General features: G+C 55.6%; 18 protein-coding genes. 8 read left to right on the top strand and 10 right to left on the bottom strand.

All coding sequences use genetic code 11. The features are described from left to right. Nucleotides 1–217 precede the first annotated feature (217 nt). From LJE94_14695 to LJE94_14675, 5 genes are all read left to right on the top strand, one after another. Nucleotides 218–1,726 carry a PAS domain S-box protein gene (locus LJE94_14695; protein MCG6911356.1) on the top strand — a complete coding sequence of 503 codons (1,509 nt, stop codon included), beginning with the start codon at nucleotides 218–220 and terminating at the stop codon, nucleotides 1,724–1,726. Then, nucleotides 1,719–3,107 (top strand): sigma-54 dependent transcriptional regulator, encoded by a 1,389-nt coding sequence (locus LJE94_14690; GenBank protein ID MCG6911355.1) that lies wholly within the window; start codon nucleotides 1,719–1,721, stop codon nucleotides 3,105–3,107. Before LJE94_14695 ends, LJE94_14690 begins: the two co-directional genes overlap by 8 nt. A gap of 220 nt (nucleotides 3,108–3,327) precedes the next feature. Continuing rightward, complete coding sequence (locus LJE94_14685; protein MCG6911354.1) at nucleotides 3,328–3,831, top strand: universal stress protein; 504 nt, start codon at nucleotides 3,328–3,330, stop codon at nucleotides 3,829–3,831. 17 nt (nucleotides 3,832–3,848) lie between these two features. Next, nucleotides 3,849–4,241, top strand: coding sequence for a response regulator (locus LJE94_14680; protein MCG6911353.1), 393 nt, complete (start codon nucleotides 3,849–3,851; stop codon nucleotides 4,239–4,241). A gap of 202 nt (nucleotides 4,242–4,443) precedes the next feature. Continuing rightward, complete coding sequence (locus LJE94_14675; GenBank protein ID MCG6911352.1) at nucleotides 4,444–5,127, top strand: CBS and ACT domain-containing protein; 684 nt, start codon at nucleotides 4,444–4,446, stop codon at nucleotides 5,125–5,127. 36 nt (nucleotides 5,128–5,163) lie between these two features. Here LJE94_14675 and LJE94_14670 read toward each other — a convergent pair whose 3' ends face one another. The 10 genes from LJE94_14670 to LJE94_14625 all read right to left on the bottom strand — a co-directional run bounded on the left by LJE94_14670 (nucleotide 5,164) and on the right by LJE94_14625 (nucleotide 15,125). Next, nucleotides 5,164–5,757 (bottom strand): AMP-binding protein, encoded by a 594-nt coding sequence (locus LJE94_14670; protein ID MCG6911351.1) that lies wholly within the window; start codon nucleotides 5,755–5,757, stop codon nucleotides 5,164–5,166. Between the two features lie 270 nt (nucleotides 5,758–6,027). Then, complete coding sequence (locus LJE94_14665) at nucleotides 6,028–6,840, bottom strand: metallophosphoesterase (GenBank protein ID MCG6911350.1); 813 nt, start codon at nucleotides 6,838–6,840, stop codon at nucleotides 6,028–6,030. Nucleotides 6,841–6,888: 48 nt separating this feature from the next. After that, complete coding sequence (locus LJE94_14660) at nucleotides 6,889–7,701, bottom strand: ABC transporter permease (protein MCG6911349.1); 813 nt, start codon at nucleotides 7,699–7,701, stop codon at nucleotides 6,889–6,891. Nucleotides 7,702–7,786: 85 nt separating this feature from the next. Beyond that, nucleotides 7,787–9,280, bottom strand: coding sequence for an ABC transporter substrate-binding protein (locus LJE94_14655; GenBank protein MCG6911348.1), 1,494 nt, complete (start codon nucleotides 9,278–9,280; stop codon nucleotides 7,787–7,789). Between the two features lie 86 nt (nucleotides 9,281–9,366). Beyond that, nucleotides 9,367–10,350 (bottom strand): ATP-binding cassette domain-containing protein, encoded by a 984-nt coding sequence (locus tag LJE94_14650; protein MCG6911347.1) that lies wholly within the window; start codon nucleotides 10,348–10,350, stop codon nucleotides 9,367–9,369. Nucleotides 10,351–10,422: 72 nt separating this feature from the next. Then, entirely contained in the window at nucleotides 10,423–11,400 is a 978-nt protein-coding gene (locus LJE94_14645; protein MCG6911346.1) for an ABC transporter ATP-binding protein, read from the bottom strand. Nucleotides 11,401–11,607: 207 nt separating this feature from the next. Beyond that, complete coding sequence (locus LJE94_14640; GenBank protein ID MCG6911345.1) at nucleotides 11,608–12,528, bottom strand: ABC transporter permease; 921 nt, start codon at nucleotides 12,526–12,528, stop codon at nucleotides 11,608–11,610. 266 nt (nucleotides 12,529–12,794) lie between these two features. Next, on the bottom strand, nucleotides 12,795–13,511 hold the full coding sequence (locus LJE94_14635) for an MBL fold metallo-hydrolase (GenBank protein ID MCG6911344.1): 717 nt from the start codon (nucleotides 13,509–13,511) through the stop codon (nucleotides 12,795–12,797). Nucleotides 13,512–13,599: 88 nt separating this feature from the next. After that, on the bottom strand, nucleotides 13,600–14,403 hold the full coding sequence (locus tag LJE94_14630; GenBank protein MCG6911343.1) for a hypothetical protein: 804 nt from the start codon (nucleotides 14,401–14,403) through the stop codon (nucleotides 13,600–13,602). A 32-nt stretch (nucleotides 14,404–14,435) separates the two neighbouring features. Then, nucleotides 14,436–15,125, bottom strand: coding sequence for an HAD-IA family hydrolase (locus LJE94_14625; GenBank protein MCG6911342.1), 690 nt, complete (start codon nucleotides 15,123–15,125; stop codon nucleotides 14,436–14,438). A 246-nt stretch (nucleotides 15,126–15,371) separates the two neighbouring features. On the opposite strand from LJE94_14625, the gene LJE94_14620 reads away from it, so the two are divergent. The 3 genes from LJE94_14620 to LJE94_14610 form a co-directional block, all read left to right on the top strand. Then, entirely contained in the window at nucleotides 15,372–15,938 is a 567-nt protein-coding gene (locus LJE94_14620) for a cob(I)yrinic acid a,c-diamide adenosyltransferase (GenBank protein ID MCG6911341.1), read from the top strand. Between the two features lie 199 nt (nucleotides 15,939–16,137). Beyond that, complete coding sequence (locus LJE94_14615) at nucleotides 16,138–16,797, top strand: hypothetical protein (protein ID MCG6911340.1); 660 nt, start codon at nucleotides 16,138–16,140, stop codon at nucleotides 16,795–16,797. 54 nt (nucleotides 16,798–16,851) lie between these two features. Further along, a partial coding sequence (locus tag LJE94_14610; GenBank protein ID MCG6911339.1) for a hypothetical protein occupies nucleotides 16,852–17,239 on the top strand: 388 nt, incomplete at its 3' end.

Raw genomic sequence — 17,239 nt, 5'->3', positions numbered from 1 at the left:
AAGGAGAGCCGCCTGAGATACAAGTTTAACGGTATGCGAGCTCTCACAGGGTTGTGTGGTTAGAGTGGTTGCCGGAAAATATAAGGGACGACCTCTTCAGCCCGGAACAGACTTAAGGCAATCGATATGACGGCAGCATCACCTTCAAGCAGGAGGTGACCCCAACGCTGGGGAATCTGTGTGCCCTAAATGCGCAATGCCGCATGGGAAAGAGACGATGGAAGATCCGGACGGCGTTCTGAAGAACAGCATCGACCGACTGACCCAACGGAACAAAGAGCTGAATTGTCTGTTTGCGATTTCCAAGATTGTCGAACAGCAGGATCTTTCCCTGGAAAGAACGATACAGGATATTGTCGACATTCTTCCCGGGGCATGGCTGCGGTCTGAAGATATCCGGGTCAGGATTCTGCTCGACGGCAGGGCCTTCACGACCCGGGATTTTGCAGAAACCGCCCACAGGCAGATGTGTGATCTGACGACGGACGGCCTGGCCGTCGGGTCGTTGGAGGTTTTCTATGAATCTCCTGAAATCGCCAATGAACCCAAGGGCTATTTTCAGGAGGAGGCCGATTTTTTAGAAGCGGTGGCCGAGCGCCTATGCAAGATGATCAGACGTCACAGGACCGAGGAGGCCCTGCAGAGAAGCGAGCAGCGCTTCAGGAATCTGGTGGAAAACACCATCACCGGTATCTCCATCATTCAGGGCAACCGGATCGTCTATCAAAACCGGGAGCAGGAAAAGTTGCTGGGGCCTCTGCCCAGAACCTCGCTGCTCGGCGATTATGACCACATTCATCCCGACGATGTCGAGACGGTGATGCAGGCAAGCCGGGCCATCCAATCGGGCCAGCGTACCAAATTCGATCTCGATTTCCGGTTGATCAAAGCCGGCGATGGTGAAGAACTTCTCCTCAAACGGGTTTTTTGCCGGGTTTTACCGATGGAGTATCAGGGCCGGGAATCGATCCTGGTGAATGTGATCGACATGACCAAGATCATGGAACTGGAACAGTTGCTTTTCAGGCAGGACAAAATGGCCTCCCTGGGAAGGGTGGCCGCAGGCATCGCCCACGAAATCCGCAATCCCCTTTCCGGCATCAATATCTACCTGACGGCACTGCAGAAAATGGTGGATCAGCCTGGCAGCCGGGACAAGGTGGCTCAGATTATCGCCCAGTTGAAGTCGGCCTCCCGGAAAATCGAGTCGGTCATCAAGAAGGTCATGGATTTCGCCAAACCCAGCGAGCCTAAATTTTCCCGGATCGATCCCAACAAACCGGTCGAGGACGCCATGAACCTGACCGCCGTCACACTGAGAAAAAGCGGCATTCGGATGGAAAATCGCCTGGATAAAGGCATAGCGCCCTGCTATGCCGATGCCAATCTGATAGAGGTGGCTGTGCTAAATTTGTTGAACAATGCGGCCGAGGCCATGCGCAACGTTGATAAAGATAAAAAAATTGTGGTGTCATCCGGCTCTTCCGGGAAGCACATATTTATCAGGGTGTCGGATTCAGGCCCGGGTGTATCTGCGGAGATTGGCGACAAGGTGTTCGATCCCTTTTTCACGACCAAGCGGGATGGCACGGGTATCGGTCTCAGCCTTTGTCACCGGATCGCCAGCGACCATCACGGGATTTTGCGCCTGGGAAAAAGCCGGCTGGGCGGTGCGGCTTTTACGATCGAAATCCCGGTCAAAAAGGAAAGCCCTTCCAATGCCTGATTATTCCATTGCCGTTGTCGACGATGAAGAGGCCATTCGGGACAGCATCCTGATGAGCCTGGAGGATCGGTACCGGATGATCGCCTATGCGACCGCGGAAAAGGCGTTTTCCGCGATGAGGAAGGCGCCCCCGGATCTGATTCTCATGGATATCGGCCTGCCGGGCATGTCCGGCCTGGAAGCACTGAAAAAGATCAAGCGCGAACATCCCGAAGTGCTGGTCATCATGATCACGGCGTACGAGGATATCGACACGGTTATATCCGCAATGAAGGCCGGTGCCCACGACTATGTGGTCAAGCCTCTGCACATGGAGGGCCTGGAGATCAGCATCGGCAATGCCCTGGAAACCATTCGCCTGCGAAAGGAAGTGAAGGCACTCCAAAGCAGGTACCTGGAGGAGCACATCCCCTGTTTCATCGGTGAAAGCAAAGCCATACGGGAGGTGATGGAATTCATCAAAACCGTTGCCCGGAGCCAGGACACGCCGGTGTTGATTCAAGGGGAGACGGGTACCGGGAAAGAACTGATTGCCGCCGCCATTCACTACAACAGTCCCCATTGGAAGGCTCCTTTTGCCACCGTCAACTGCGCCGCCATCCCCAAGGATCTCATCGAGAGCGAGCTTTTCGGCTACGCCAGGGGGGCCTTCAGCGGCGCCTCGGCGGACGGAAAGCAGGGGCTGGTGGAGGCGGCTGCCAACGGCACCCTGTTTCTGGATGAGGTCGGTGACCTGAGCCCGCAGGCCCAGGCCAAGTTGCTGCGCTTTTTGGAGTCGGGTGAATTTTACCGCCTGGGCGGCTCCCAACGGATGGAGATTAAAACCCGGGTGGTATCGGCAACTAACCGGGACCTTGTCAAGATGATGGCAGCGGGTGATTTCAGAAAAGACCTCTACTTCAGACTGGGGGTTGTCCGGGTCAAGATTCCTTCCCTGAACGAGCGCCCTGATGATGTCCTTCCTCTGGCAAAGCATTTCCTGAAGGAATTTTCAGAAAGGTTCGGAAAGAAATTTTCCGGCATTTCGACGGAAGCGCAACAGGCCCTGTTGCATTACAACTGGACGGGGAATGTCCGCGAACTGAAGAATGTGATGGAGGCGGCCGTTTTGGTAGCCAGGGGGCCGGAACTCCTGCGGGCGGACCTGGAACCGGCTTTTCCGGACGGTGGGGGGGATGCCGTGGCTGCCGACTGGCCTGACTGCAAAGAAGAATTCCCGGAAGAAGGCTTTTGCCTCACATCCAGACTTGCAGGCATCGAAAAACGCTATATTCAGAAAGCCCTCAGGGTGGCTGGAGGAAACGAAAGTCAGGCTGCCAGGCTTCTGGGCATGAATCATCACACCTTCCGCTACCGCCGTAAAAAATTGTCTACCCACTAGCCCCTTTCGGGATATTTCCAAACTACGCATAGAATTATTGCTACTTCCGGATGCCGATGCGCGTGAGTTCAGATCGCAGATTTAACTATCTCCTTGATTTGATTTTATAAATAAAAAAATATGTTTTTTGGCATACAATATGCTGCTGCGAGGGGCAGGTATGGTAACAAGCAGAGGTCAGAGGTCAGAATTCAGAAACTCAAAGAGAGGATGCATGGCCATGGAAATAAAAAGGATTCTATATGCGACGGACCTGTCGCCGAATTCGGTTTACGCCCTCCGTTTTGCGTTGAGCACCGCAAAAAACCATCATGCCGAAATCATCATATTGCACGTGCTTGAGCAAGTCTACCCGCATATTGTACCGTTGCTGGATGTTTACATTACCGGAAAAGAGCAAAAAAGCCTCATCGAAGAGCGAATCGCCCAGACCCGGGCTATCATAGGGGGGCGTCTCAAACGGGTGATTGACGAGAATGCCCGGAAAGACCCCGCTTATGAAGCGCTTGACCTGTCGATCGAGTTGTGCGAGGGCTTCCCGGCGGAAAGAATCCTGCGCACGGCCAGTGAATACAACTGCGATTTGATCCTCATGGGAACGCACGGGAAAGGAGCGATTGCCCATACCTTTTTGGGGAGCACGGCTAAGCGGGTTTTACGCCGTACGCACAAACCGGTTTTCATCATTCCGCTGCCCGCGGACCTCCCCGACGACATAGCTTGAGATACCCCGGTGAGTGCATGGATATTTTTCACATATTGAGAGGGATGTGCATCCTTTTAATCGACGACGACGAGTGGATCAGAGATTCGCTGTGCATTTTTTTCGAGTCGGAAGGCTGCCATATCGTTGCCCTTGAAACCGCGGAGGAGGGCCTGGACGCGCTGGCGGACCAGAGGTTCGACATCATTATTGCCGATTACAAGCTTCCCGGCATGAATGGCATCGAATTTATCAGTAAAATCGATCGGCATTGTCCGGATGCCGTCAAGGTTCTCATCACGGCCTATCCTACGGAAACCGTCGAACAAAGGGCCATCCAGGCAGGCGTTCGGAAGATCGTCGCCAAACCTTTCACCGCCGGCATCATTCTGGATTGTCTGGCCGAGGTGCTCTCCACGGAAGGGACGTGAACCGCGAAAGCGAGCGAAGCGGAAAGGGTAACATCCATAGGGTGTCGGGAAGCACCGCCTGAGCCATAACCCCATCGTTGCAACGCTGGGGACCGCCTTTCCCGCCCGTTGTCGAGGCAAAGCGAAGCGTCCGCTTCTCGGCAGGGCGGCTGGGAACTTCAAACCGATCAAACGGCCACCACAAACGGTGGAGGAGGTCATTATGCTGGTTAAAAATTGGATGAGCAAAAAGGTCGTGACCATTGACGCCAGGGAATCCATGCAGAATGCGACCGCGCTGATGAAGGAGCACCGCATTCGGATGCTGCCGGTGTTGCAACGCTCCAAGCTGGTCGGCATCATCACGGACCGCGATCTCAAAAAGGCATCCGCATCGGACGCCACCAGCCTGGAGATTCATGAACTCCTGTATCTGCTCACGAAAATAAAAATCGAGGAGATTATGACCCGCGATCCGATCACGGTGGATCCTCAATGGACCGTGGAGGAAACGGCTCAGCTGCTTCTGGACAAAAAAATATCCGGTGTTCCGGTTACCGTTGCCGATCGATCGGTTGTGGGCGTGATCACCCAGACGGACATCTTCAGGGTGCTGACCTCCCTGACCGGCATTGAGAACGGCGGCGTTCAGGTCGCCTGCCTGGTCGAAGACCGGCCGGGCAGCATCAAAGAGCTTGCCGACCTGATAAGAGGCTACGGCGGGCAGATGGTCAGCATTCTTTCATCCTACGATCAGGCGTCCGAAAACCGCCGGAAGGTTTATATCCGTATGCGCCATATCGAACGGTCCCGGATGGGCTCCCTTAGAAAGGAGTTGGTGGAAAATTTCGATGTGCGCTACATCATCGATCACACACAAAATCAGAGGGAAATTTTTTCGGAATAGCGGTTTGCGTTTCAGAATGTCGTTAAGCCTTCGGCTTCAGCCGAAGGTGGTTGAACCGGGATAGCGAGCGTATTCCCTGCAGCTTGCTGCGGGGAAGCTGCAATTCTCGGTTTTTCCGGCGAATTTGTTGCGGAGTTCAGGCTTTTCTATTTTTCCGGTTGGATTTCGCGGGACGTCGTCGAGGAAGAACTTTTTGGGGCGCTTGTAGCGCGGGAGCGCCTCACAAAAACGAGACAGGCTTTTTTCGTCAAGGCATAGGTCCGCTTTGGCAGCAGTCACGAATTGGCGGTTAGGGACGGCGAATTCCGGTATGACGTCAACGGAACCGACGAAAATATAGATCTGCACAAAGCGGTCGAGATCCGGCTTGATGCTGCGAATGCGGTCAATGAATTCCTCACCGAAGATCAGGACGTTGGCGTCGGCGGTTTCCAGGCATCTTGCGATGGTGCCGGCGTCGAACCTGAAGTTCAACGGGGCGGCCAGGGCACCCGATTTCAGGATTCCGAAATAGACCGGCAGCCATTCCAGGCAGTTGGTCATCAGCACTGCCGCCCGATCACCTTTCTTCAGGCCTCGCGCCACGAGTCCCGCGGCCAGGCGGTTGGCTTCTTCTTCGAAGGCCCCCAGGTCAGCACCCGCCGTTTGTCGTGTTGCGGTTCCCTTTCCACAAGCGCGATTTCATTCCCACATAAACGCGCATTTTCTGTAAGCAATTCGGTAATCAGCATATCGTTTCGTTTTCTTTGAAACAAATCAGCTTCGACGGCAGAGCAGGCGCCTTCGATGGTCCTTCACTATATTTTGAGGCTCTGCCGGAGCTCGCTGCATTGGCCGCCGAAGATGGCGGAGGCCTATTTACCGAAAAAAAAACGGACGGTGCAAGTGTTTGGTATTGGGTCATGCGATTTCGATAACCTTGAGAACGTCGGCAATCTCCCGGTCCGGTTCGCTGTCGATCCACTGATCGCTGTAATTCAGGCAGTTGCAGATAAACTCGGTTTTCCGAATGCGGGCGGTTTTGCGGTAGTGGACATGCCCGCAGACAACATAGCGTACGCCGTATTCAAGGGCCAGGGCGCCGTATTGACTGCTGCCGAGAAAGGCATTCAGGTAGGACCACAAACGCCCGGGATCCTGGACCGTGAATTCACGGATGGGGAGGGCGTGGATGACCAGAATGATTTTATTGCCGCGATGGGCGTCGAGCTGCCGCTTGAGTTTTTCGAAAAAGTAGGCGTGCATTTCAACGGTGGAGCGGTCCCAGACAGCCTTGACCTTGTCCTGCCACAGGCGGTCGTCTATCTGCATGCGGTCGAATTCTTCCGTGGAATAGTCGGGGCTACCGAAGGAGTAGTCGTACCACCCGATGTCGCCGATGGCGATCCAGTTACCGGTCAACACGCGTGGGCCGTTGGCTAGATTGCCTGTGAACGACCTCAGCTTTTCATACGCATCCCAGGCCGTGATGCCGGGATGGTTTTCGTTCCATATATCGTGGTTCCCCGGCACGAAGAGGCATTCGACGCCGGTGGCGTCTTCTATCTCCCTGAGGCTGGCAAGGGTCAACACATAGTCGCTGGCCATGTCTCCGGCAATGATCATCCTGTCGAGGTTTTTGGATGGGATAGCCTTTTTAAGGCCTTCCATGACCGGTTTGCCGGCGTCCCGGTTGATGTCTACATGGATGTCGGAGAGGAGGCCTATTCTCACTGTTATTCCTTTTCGATTTAAGAATCCGGGCGGGCCTCGCCCGGGTTCTTAGATTTTAGGGTTCAGCCTTTCCGAAAGCACGTCCCCTAAGATGTTGAAGGCGAAGACCGTCAGCGCCAGGGCCAGACCCGGATAGATGGCCATCCAGGGAGCCAGGGCCAGGTAGTTGCGGGCATCCTTCAGCATGAGTCCCCAGCTGGCGGTGGGTGGCTGGGTCCCCAGCCCCAGGTAGGAAAGTGACGCCTCGATGACCACGGTCAGGGCAAAGGTGATGGAGCACTGAACAACCACCTTGCCCAGGAGGTTCGGGATGATATGCTTGAAAACGATTTTGACCACCGGGCTGCCCAAAGAGCGCGAGGCTTCCACGTAGCCCTCGGTTTTGATGACCAGGGTCTCGGCTCTCACCAGCCGGGCGAAAACAGGACTGAAAATGACGCCGATGGCTATCATCACCTGCAACAGGCCGTAGCCTAAAAAAGACACCACCGTAATGGCCAGAAGGATCGTGGGAAAGGAGAGCAGGCTGTCCATGAGCAGCATGAGGGTGTTGTCGGTCAATTCACTGGAGAGGGCGGCCACCAATCCCACCAGCGATCCCAGCAGCACCGAGATGGCGACGGCGACGATTCCCACTATCAGTGCCGAGCGGGACCCGTAGATGATGCGGCTGAACACGTCCCGGCCCAGGTTGTCCGTCCCCAGCAGGTGGGATCCGGCCGGCGGTGAAAACCGCTGGTCCAGGTTCTGTTCCACCGGGTCGTAGGGGGCTATGGCGGGTGCCGCGGCCGCGGCAACTCCCAGGACAACTAGAAATAGGATCGAAAGGTAGAACAGGATTGTTGAAGCGTCTGATTTCATAAGTCGTTTTTTCAAAAAGAAAGTGAGAACTTAAGAAGGTAAGAAGGTTGGCTTACTTACCTTCTTACCCTCTTGGGTTCTTTTTCTACTTTACGTTCGTCCAGCGGAAGTCGAAGGTGTCCAGGCTGGGCGTCATGCGGAAGTCGCTGACATTCTTCCTGAGGCCGATGCGGCGGTAGGAAGAGCCCAGGAACATGAAAGGCACTTCTTCGGCCATGATCTGCAGGGCCTGGTCGTAAAGCTTCTTGCGGTTTTCGAATCCGTCTGTTTGAGCGGCTTTGTCTATGAGTTCGGCGGCTTTGGCGTTGACCCAGCGCACATATCTTTTTTCCTTGCCGTAATTGGCGAGGGTGCCATTGGGGTCGAGTTTGCCGGTGTGGCCGATGACGGTTAAATCGTACTTGGCCTGGCGGTAGACATCCCCGATCCAGGTGGACCAGTCCACCAGTTTGATCTTGACGTTCAGGCCCACTTTGGTCAGCATATCCTGGTAGATCTCACCGGCCTTGACATGCGGCGGATAATTTTGGGGCAGGAACATTTCTAATTCGGTGTCCTTGCCCACGCCGGCTTCCGCCAGCATTTTTTTGGCCTTGGCCGGGTTGTAGGGATAAAGGTCGGTGAAGTCCTTGTAGTAGGCGTTGCCGTAGTCCATGAACGTGCCGATGGGCTTGCCGCCGCCGTAGGCCACGTCGAGCACCTTCTGCTTGTCGATGGCCTGGGTGATGGCCTGCCTTACCTTGACATTGTCCAGGGGTGGGCGGCTGCAGTTCATGGGCATGACCAAGATGAGCGAGGTCAGGGTCTTCCTGACTTCCACGTCCGGGCTGCTCTCAAGCAGGGGAACGTCTTCCTGGTCGATGATGTAGCTGACATCCACCTGGCCGGAGATCAGCCCCTGGACCTGGACGGCCCTTTCGGGGATGATGTGCATGGTCACCTTGTCCAGTTTTGGAAGGCCCTTCATCCAGTAGTTCTTGTTTTTTTCGAGGACGATCTTGCCGTCCCTGACCCACTGGGTCATTTTGAACGGGCCGGTCCCCACGGGTTCGGCGGCAAAATCGTGGCCGCTGTCTATCAGGCCTTTGGGCAGGATGGCGCCCCATCCCGAGGCCAGGGTTCCCAAAAGCGGGGCGGAGGGTGCCGAAAGCTTGAGCACCACCGTCATATCGTCGGGGGTTTCGATGGCGGTGATGACGGCGAATTCATTGGCGTTGGGGGATGCGGTCTCCTTGGCCTGGATGCGCTCGAAGGTGGCTTTGACATCCCGGGAGGTCAGCTTGTCGCCGTTGTGAAAAACAACGCCTTTGCGCAGGGTGAAGGTCCAGGTCATGCCGTCCGGGCTGATGTCCCACTTTTCGGCCAGGGCCGGTACGATTTTGCCGGATTGGTCCGGTTCGGCCAGCGTGTCGTAAACGCTTTTCAGCGTCTGAAAGGTAAGGGTCCCGGACGTTTTGTGCGGATCCAGCGTATCCGGGTTTCCCGAAAGAGCGAAATTGAGCTCCTTGGCCACGGCGAGCCCGCTCAGGGTCAGCACCGCAAGGGTTAAGGCAATGATTAAAAACAGGGTTCTTTTCATGGCAGCCTCCTTTTATTGTTGAAGAACGGTTAAACTGTCGATTGCCAAGGTGTTCGGCACTATTATTCAAGGAAAATAGATATTAATCAATCGTTATTTCCGATCTTGAAGCAGGCAACCTTGTGGCTGCCGGCTATCGTCTCCCGCCGCGGTTCGCGCAGGGTGCAATCCCCGTCGCCCATGGGGCAGAAATCGACGTAATTGCACCCGCCTGTGCCGAGGGTCGTCTTTTTATGACTTGCCGCGACGGGTTCCGCCTGCGGAGGCAATCCTTCCGGGGCGGTATCGGCTTGCATTCCCGGTATGGACGAAAAGAGCCGCAGGGTGTAGGGGTGCAGCGGACGTCCCATGATTTCATCCGTGGAACCGGATTCGACCAGGCGGCCCTTGTACATGACGGCGATGCGGTCACTCAGATAGGCCACGAGATTGAGGTCGTGGGAGATGAACAGATAGGTCAGTTCCAGTTCGCTTTTCAGGTCCTGCAAAAGATTGATAATCTGGGCCTGGATGGACACGTCCAGGTTGGATACCGGTTCATCCAGCACCAGAAAGTCCGGTTCCATGCACAAGGCCCTGGCGATGACGATGCGCTGTTTCTGGCCGCCGGAGAACTCGTGCGGGTACCGAGCGCTGTGCGAGGGGGAAATCCCCACCAGGTCCAGCATGCGTGTCGTCTGTTTTTTTCTCTGGACGGCATCGATGCCGCGATTGACAAGCCCCTCCTCAAGGCTGTCCTGAATGTTCATTTTAGGGTTGAGGGCACTGTTGGGGTCCTGGAAAACGATCTGCATGCGCCGCCGGAAGGTCCTCAGACCGCGCCGGGACAGATCCCCGAGCAGGGTGTTGTCGACCCAAACCTCACCGGCGGTGGGGGGATCGAGGTACAATACGGACCTGACCAGCGAGGTTTTACCGCACCCGGATTCGCCCACCAGGCCGAAAACACTCTTTTTTTCGATCCCCAGGCTGACCCTGTCCACGGCCTTGACGGCATTTTTTCCCCGCTTGAGGATGCCGCGGCCGTAATAGGTTTTTTCCAGGTTTTTTATTTCGACGAAGCGCTTCAACGTATCTCTTCCGCTTTATACCGGTTTCAAATAGCGACGAAGTCGCGTTTAATAAAATCGTGGAACACGATTTTATACCATATGGCAGGCCGCCGAATGGCCATGGCCGTATTCCCTGGTCAGGGGCATTTCCCGGGCACAAATTTCTTTTGCCAGTGGACAGCGCGGATGGAAGCTGCAACCTGCGGGGATGGCCTCTGCATCCGGGACGCTGCCCGGTATGGCCCGCAGGCGGTGGCCCCTTTTGCCTGCATCCGGAATGGATTGCAGCAAGGCACTGGTGTAAGGATGCAGGGTGCTCCCGAACAGATCCCTGTTAGGGGCCGATTCGACGATTTTGCCGGCGTAAATGACCGAGATCCTGTCGGCAATTTCCTTTACGATGCCCAGGTTGTGGGAAATAAAAAGGATGCCCATGGAAAATTTCGCCTTGAGGCTGCGGATCAGTTTCAAAATCTGCAGCTGCAGGGTGACATCCAGCGCCGTGGTGGGCTCGTCGGCGATCAACAGGGAGGGGTTGCAGCAGATCGCCATGGCGATCATGGCCCGCTGTTTCATGCCTCCAGAAAGCTCGTGCGGGTAGCTGTTCAGCACCCGGCGGCTTTTTCCCAACCCAACGACATCGAGACATTCCAGGGCTCTTTCCACGGCCTGTTTCTTGGACATGCCCTGGTGCAGTACCAGCATTTCGGTAATCTGCTCCCCGATCTTAAGGGAAGGATTAAGGTATTTGGCCGGTTCCTGAAATACCATGGCAATTTCATTGCCCCTTATTTTACGCATTTCCGCATGGGATTTTCCGATAAGGTCGCTGCCCTTGAACAGCAGGCTGCCGGCGTTGACCCGGGCAGGCGGCATGGGGACGAGTCCCATGATGTTCATGGATGTCACCGTTTTTCCGGAGCCCGACTCACCCACCAGAGCCAGGATTTCGCCCGCCGCGATGGAAAGGTCGATCCCCCTCAGGGCATGCGCCGTCCCCCGTCGCTGCACAAAGCTGACATCCAGGTTTTTTATTTCCAGCAAGTTGTTGCTTGATGCATTCATCATCGGTTCACGATATTGAGCACTCCCCGCAGCAAGCTTAAGGGGAATCTTCACCGTAAGGAATTCTATCAATTATGATTCGCTCGCTTACCCTGCAGCAAGCTGCAGGGAATGCGCTCGCTATCTCGGTTCAAATTAATATGTTCATCAAATTTCATGCACCCGCAGTTGATTTTGCACGAGTCGGAGACTTCCACAGGCAAGGTAAAATCAACTGATTCGGATTTTGGGGTTTAGCACACTGTAAAGGATGTCCACCGCAAAATTGATGAACGAAAAAACAAAAGCCACGAAGACGACGCCGCCCTGAATCAGGGGAAAATCCCGCTGATACACGGCAAAGAGGAACAGGCGCCCGAGACCCGGCAGGGAGAACACCTGTTCGATGATAATCGCCCCCCCCAGCATGTAACCGAGTTGAATGCCGGCGATGGTGATGACCGGCAAGAGGGCGTTTTTAAGAGCGTGCTTGTAGTTGACCATCCCTTCGGTGAGGCCTTTGGCCCTGGCCGTAACCACGTATTCCTTGCTGAGTTCCTCCACCATGGAAGCCCTGGTGAGCCTCAGCAGCACGGCCGCCCGGGCTATCCCCAGGGAAATCGACGGAAGAATCAGGTGCATGATGCTGCCCGAGCCAAAAAGCGGGAACACCCTGTATTTGATAGACAAAAGCAGGAGCAGCAGAATTCCCAGCCAGAAACTGGGGATGGCCATGCCTGCCTGGGAAAAGAGCATCCCGATGTAGTCCCAGAAAGACCAGCGTCGGACCGCCGATATGACGCCTAAGGGGATGGCGATGAAGATGGAAAGCACAATGCCCAGCACCGCCAGGGTCAGCGTGAGAGGGAACCTTTCCATGATGAGGTCGCTGACCGCCCGGCCCGACGTCATGGAGTGGCCGAAATCGAACCGGAACACGTCCCAGATCCACTGCAGATACTGATTGAACATGGGTTGGTCGGTGCCCAGCCTGGCCCTGATGGCGGCGATATCGCTTTGCGACGCGTCCACGCCGGCAATGGTCAGGGCCGGGTCGCCCGGGATGACCCTGATTACCAGGAAGACGATGGTCGATATGATCAGGACCGTCAGAATTAGACGTCCGAACCGCCTGAGCGCAAAGAGTAAAATGGCAATAGTCCCCTGTATTGATAATGAACATCCAATATCGGATGTGCTATTTTTTCATTCCAGTATTTGAAACGTGGCCCTCTGGGCCAGGTCAGAGCCATTAGGCTTGGCCACAAACAAATTTTCTGGAATACTGGAGTGTTGGCGTATTGGAATATTGGTTTCGATGGCGGTCGTGCTAGTGCTTTTTAAAGTATTATGGCCTGAAAAAAAGCTATCCGCTACCCATCACTCATTACCCCACCAATCCAATATGCCATTGCTTTTTACAGTTCCCAGCTTTTACCGGTCTCGGCCAGTTCGACCGGCCCGTGAAAAACCTCGGCCGCCTGGGTGGCGAGGGTCGCGTGGCGGCCGAAGTGCGGCAGGTGCGACAGCACCAGGCGCGACACCCCGGCCTTTTCTGCAATCGTGCCGGCTTCACCGGCTGTCAGGTGTCCGCCTACCACGCCTTTGTACTCATTGTAAAGGCTGGATTCGCATATCAGCAAATCCGCGTCCTGCGCCGCTTCCACCAATCCGTCGTGCCACTCGGTGTCGGATATGTAGACCAGCACCCGGCCGTCCGCTTGGATGCGCATGGAATAGCAGGGATCCGGGTGGACATTGCGCCAGAACGAAAAAGTGGTTTCACCCAGAAGAAGCGCATTTTCGGTGTCGACGGCATGGCCGATGGAAAACGCATGATAGCTCAGGGACGCGAAATGATGATCCTCGGCATGCCCGTAGATGTCCAGCGGTTTCCCGCGTTTTCCCAGGTCCATCAGGACCCGCGCGGCATATTGCAGACAGCCCAGATCGGCCACATGGTCGTGATGATAATGGGACAGGACGACCGCGTCGATGTTTTCCAGGGCCAGGTATGTCTGGAGCCGCCCCAAAACGCCGGAGCCGCAATCGAGCAGTATGTTTTTTCCGCCGGTTTGCAGCAGATAGCCCGAAGTCGCCTGTCCGGCATCCGGGTACGCTCCCCACCAGCCGATGATGGTCAGTTTGATGGTGTGCTCCTTTTTACCCGAGTTGAGCGTTTCAAATTTAGCGCTGACGCATGAAGTGCAAATAACATCCAGGTCATGCCATGCTCATGTACTTGATCGCCGCACCATAGGCCGTGGCACAGCCTCCGTTATCGGGAAACGAAAACCGTGTTTTGTACAGGGCGCCGACCAAATCGAGGGTGTGCCGGATGTGCCGGTTGGCGGCGACCTTGCCCACGGCGACGATGCGGTCGCCGCAGCCGGCGTGCAAGGCACACAGGGAGGCGATAATGCCGATGGTCTCCGCCACCAGGGACAGAATACCGGCGGCTTTGTCTTCGGTTTCGTCGGATTTGATGCCGGCAAAATTGCTAACCGTGGCATCGGCGGACAGGAAACTGAGGTCATTCAGCCCCAGGTCCCCGATGGTCAGGTTCATTTGGGCGGCATTGCCTTCGAGGGCGAGCCGTTCCAGGTTGTGAACGTCTTCGCTGCCGCAGATGAGCTTTCCCAGACCCTTGATGGTGCCTCCGCCCACGCCGGTTCCCCCCATATGGGTAACCTCGTCCTGATCCACGTGTACCATGGCGCTTCCCGTTCCCATGCTGACGACCAGGCATTTCCGGGTGCCCGCCAGGGTGGCGCCTCCCAGGCCGATGGAATCGATTTCCGGAACCACGGTGACGCGTTCCACGATGCCCGGCGGCATGCCGCTGGCAGCGCCGCTGAACGCCAGATGGCTGCGCGGGTGTTTTTCCCGCAGTTCTTCCAGGGCGGCCGTGATAGCGGTCCAGTCTCTTGTCTCCAGGCTCCGGCGGTCGATGAGAGTCCTGCCCCTGAGAACGGCAAGGTCGGTGAAGGACGCCCCCCGATCGATGCCGATGATGGGTTCAGGCATGATTTCTCCCCTTGTTTATGCAACGTTGCTGTTTAGGCGATGTAGTCCTTTATCTGGCCCAGGTTCTGAATGATCGGCGCATCATCGATCTCCTCCACACCGAGCGTGCCGAAACGGTTCAAGATAAGGGCCTGCATGCCTACTTGGCGGCTGCCCACGGCATCGTCGTAATAGTTGTCGCCCACATAAACACACTCCCGGGGATCTGCTTCAGCCTGTTGCATGGCAAGATTGAAAATGGCCGGGTCGGGTTTGTCGAGGCCGACTTCGGAGGAGATGATGCAGTGCTCGAAATAGCCGATCAGGCCGTGGCGTTTCAGCAGGTACTTGGCGGAACGGTCCCAGTTGGAGATAACCCCCATGCGCAGGGAACTGTCTCTCAATTCCCCCAGCACCTCGTGCACATCGCCGAAAGGGATCCAGTAATCCTCGGTTGCAAGCTGGATTTTTTCCCAGCACTTGTCCACTTCGGCAACATCGAGGCTGATGCCCAGGCGGTAATTCAGAACACCCAGAAACCAGGGCATGTAAACCCCTCTGCCCTTCAGGAATACACCGGGGTATTCCCGCATGAACAGCTTGTCCACCCAGTGAAATTCCCTTTCCAGGATTTCCACGGAAATATCTTCACCAAACGTTTTCAGGGCTTGGCGATAGGTGACTTCCCGCTTCATGCGCAGAAGGGTGTAGCCGATGTCGAACCAGATATAGGATATTTTCATCTCGATTCCTGAAAAATAGAAATGTCTTTATAATGAAAAACAGGAAAAATGCAAGCCCGTATGTGAAACGGTGATGACGGTCTTGGAGAAACGAATCAGCCGCAGTGGACAAATCCTCAGGAAATGGTTGGTATCGTGTTGACGGGAATGATCGATTGCGGTAGGCAATTTGAAATTGTCTATCAGTTTGATATCAGATGTTATTGTTTGCGGTCTATCCGGGTTAAAAGAAAGAAGGGAAGTCAAATGAACATATACACGCGAACCGGCGACAGGGGAAACACAGGTCTGTTCAGTGGCGAGCGGGTCGCCAAAGACGATGAAAAAATCGAAGCCTACGGTAGCGTGGATGAGCTGAATTCGATTCTGGGTGCATTGGCGGCCGCGTTACCGCCGGATCGGCGTGCACTGATTGAAACCCTGCGGGGGATCCAGGCCGAGCTGTTTGTGGTGGGCGCCTGGATGGCGGTCACACCGGGCTCTCCGGCGGCAAAACAGATCGAGGTGTTTGAGGACGAGAGGGTTGCCGCTTTGGAAAAGCATATCGACGCCCTGCAGGAATCCCTGCCGACCCTCACCCGCTTCATTCTTCCGGGGGGGCACATGACCTCTGCCTGGGCCCATATCGCGAGGTCGGTCTGCCGGCGGGCCGAACGCCAGGCCGTGCGAATCTTCAGAAACGACCACGCCGCGGCCCGGGACCGTGTCCACGAGACGATTCTAAGCTATTTGAACCGCTTGTCGGATTACCTGTTTGTCCTGGCCCGGTATTGCAATCAGATACAGGGGGAGTCGGATATCGAATGGCGGTGAGAATCCGGCCGGATGGATGTAAGCTGTCGGTGGTCGGGTTAGCGTGCAAGTGGGTTTGTTGGGTTATTTGGATTAGCGAGTATATCTCTCGCCCACTTCGTTAGAGCGCGCAGAGAACGCAGAAAATGATTATTAACCGCAGACAATCGCAGACTTCGGTACCGGGCTCTGGGTGCCCGGGGACCTAATGCAGCGCCCCATGAAAACAATCGTCCATACCACGGCAATCGAGGAGCGTTTGTGGCTGTCGCAGAAGGCATTCGAACTGATGTTGACGCGACCCGACAATTTCATTTTTTCAGCCGGGCAGCGGATCAATATTCTCGGTGACGGCATCAGTAGAGATTACAGCATCGCCTCCGGTATTTCGGAACCGGTCATCCGCCTGTGCATTCGCCATGTTCCGGAAGGCAGGATGAGCGCGTGGCTGGCGACGTGTGCTCTCGGCACCGAACTTCGGATCGAAGGGCCTTCGGGCTATTTTCAGTTTAATCTATCCGGTCGGAGCGTCGTTTGCGTGAGCACGGGAACCGGCATCGCCCCGTTCTGCGCCATGGCCAGGTCCGGTATTGCCGGATTTACCTTGCTGCACGGGGTGCGCCAACCGGAGGAGCTCTATTATCAAACGACCATGGCCGCGGCTGCCGGCCATTATGTGGCCTGCATTCCCGGTGGCTCGCAACAGATGCCGGCATGCTTCGACGGGCGTGTAACCGATTACATGCGCACCCGCATCGAAGCGGGTGTGTATGACTTTTACTTGTGCGGCCGGGGTGAAATGATCAGGGATGCCACCCTGTTGGTGGATGAGCGCTTTTCCGGGTCCCGGGTATTTTCGGAAATCTTTTATCCGGAGTGAGCGTTTCAGCTTTTAGGAATCGATTATTCCCATTGCTTTTCGTAGGCCATCATTTTGTCTTTTAAAGCCCAGAACATTTCTGAATCGAAAAGATCGCTTGCCGGGCTGTATGTCATCGGCATTCTTTCGACCGCCATCGGCCTGACGGTGATCGTGATCCTCAATATGTTTACCCCCCTCGAATACATTCTCGACCAGTTGAATCCCGGGGCGCCGGGCGACCACTTTTTATGGGGGCGGATCGTTGCTCGGCGGTTTTTCGGCCTGCTGTTTCTGATCGCGTTGAGCAGTTGCCTGCTGGTTGCTATCATGCACCGGATCTTGAAGCCTCTGGCCGCCTTTCTTTCCCACAGCCCGCATGAAGAGATTCCCGGGCCATCGATGCTCAAGGCGAGGCAGCGTCTGCTCAATCTGCCCTTCATGATGATCCCGGTCAATTTCG

It is taken from the genome of Deltaproteobacteria bacterium (genome assembly GCA_022340465.1).
In the GTDB taxonomy this organism is placed as follows: domain Bacteria; phylum Desulfobacterota; class Desulfobacteria; order Desulfobacterales; family B30-G6; genus JAJDNW01.
Note: the sequence above shows the minus strand (reverse complement) of the source record. Positions and strands in the feature narration are given on the sequence as shown.

What these genes read in the sequence shown, in the direction of transcription:
- LJE94_14695 (MCG6911356.1), top strand. Translation starts at nt 218, where the DNA reads ATGGAAGATCCGGACGGCGTTCTGAAGAACAGCATCGACCGACTGACC.
- LJE94_14690 (MCG6911355.1), top strand. Translation starts at nt 1,719, where the DNA reads ATGCCTGATTATTCCATTGCCGTTGTCGACGATGAAGAGGCCATTCGG.
- LJE94_14685 (MCG6911354.1), top strand. Translation starts at nt 3,328, where the DNA reads ATGGAAATAAAAAGGATTCTATATGCGACGGACCTGTCGCCGAATTCG.
- LJE94_14680 (MCG6911353.1), top strand. Translation starts at nt 3,849, where the DNA reads ATGGATATTTTTCACATATTGAGAGGGATGTGCATCCTTTTAATCGAC.
- LJE94_14675 (MCG6911352.1), top strand. Translation starts at nt 4,444, where the DNA reads ATGCTGGTTAAAAATTGGATGAGCAAAAAGGTCGTGACCATTGACGCC.
- LJE94_14660 (MCG6911349.1), bottom strand. Translation starts at nt 7,701, where the DNA reads ATGAAATCAGACGCTTCAACAATCCTGTTCTACCTTTCGATCCTATTT.
- LJE94_14655 (MCG6911348.1), bottom strand. Translation starts at nt 9,280, where the DNA reads ATGAAAAGAACCCTGTTTTTAATCATTGCCTTAACCCTTGCGGTGCTG.
- LJE94_14645 (MCG6911346.1), bottom strand. Translation starts at nt 11,400, where the DNA reads ATGATGAATGCATCAAGCAACAACTTGCTGGAAATAAAAAACCTGGAT.
- LJE94_14630 (MCG6911343.1), bottom strand. Translation starts at nt 14,403, where the DNA reads ATGCCTGAACCCATCATCGGCATCGATCGGGGGGCGTCCTTCACCGAC.
- LJE94_14625 (MCG6911342.1), bottom strand. Translation starts at nt 15,125, where the DNA reads ATGAAAATATCCTATATCTGGTTCGACATCGGCTACACCCTTCTGCGC.
- LJE94_14620 (MCG6911341.1), top strand. Translation starts at nt 15,372, where the DNA reads ATGAACATATACACGCGAACCGGCGACAGGGGAAACACAGGTCTGTTC.
- LJE94_14615 (MCG6911340.1), top strand. Translation starts at nt 16,138, where the DNA reads ATGAAAACAATCGTCCATACCACGGCAATCGAGGAGCGTTTGTGGCTG.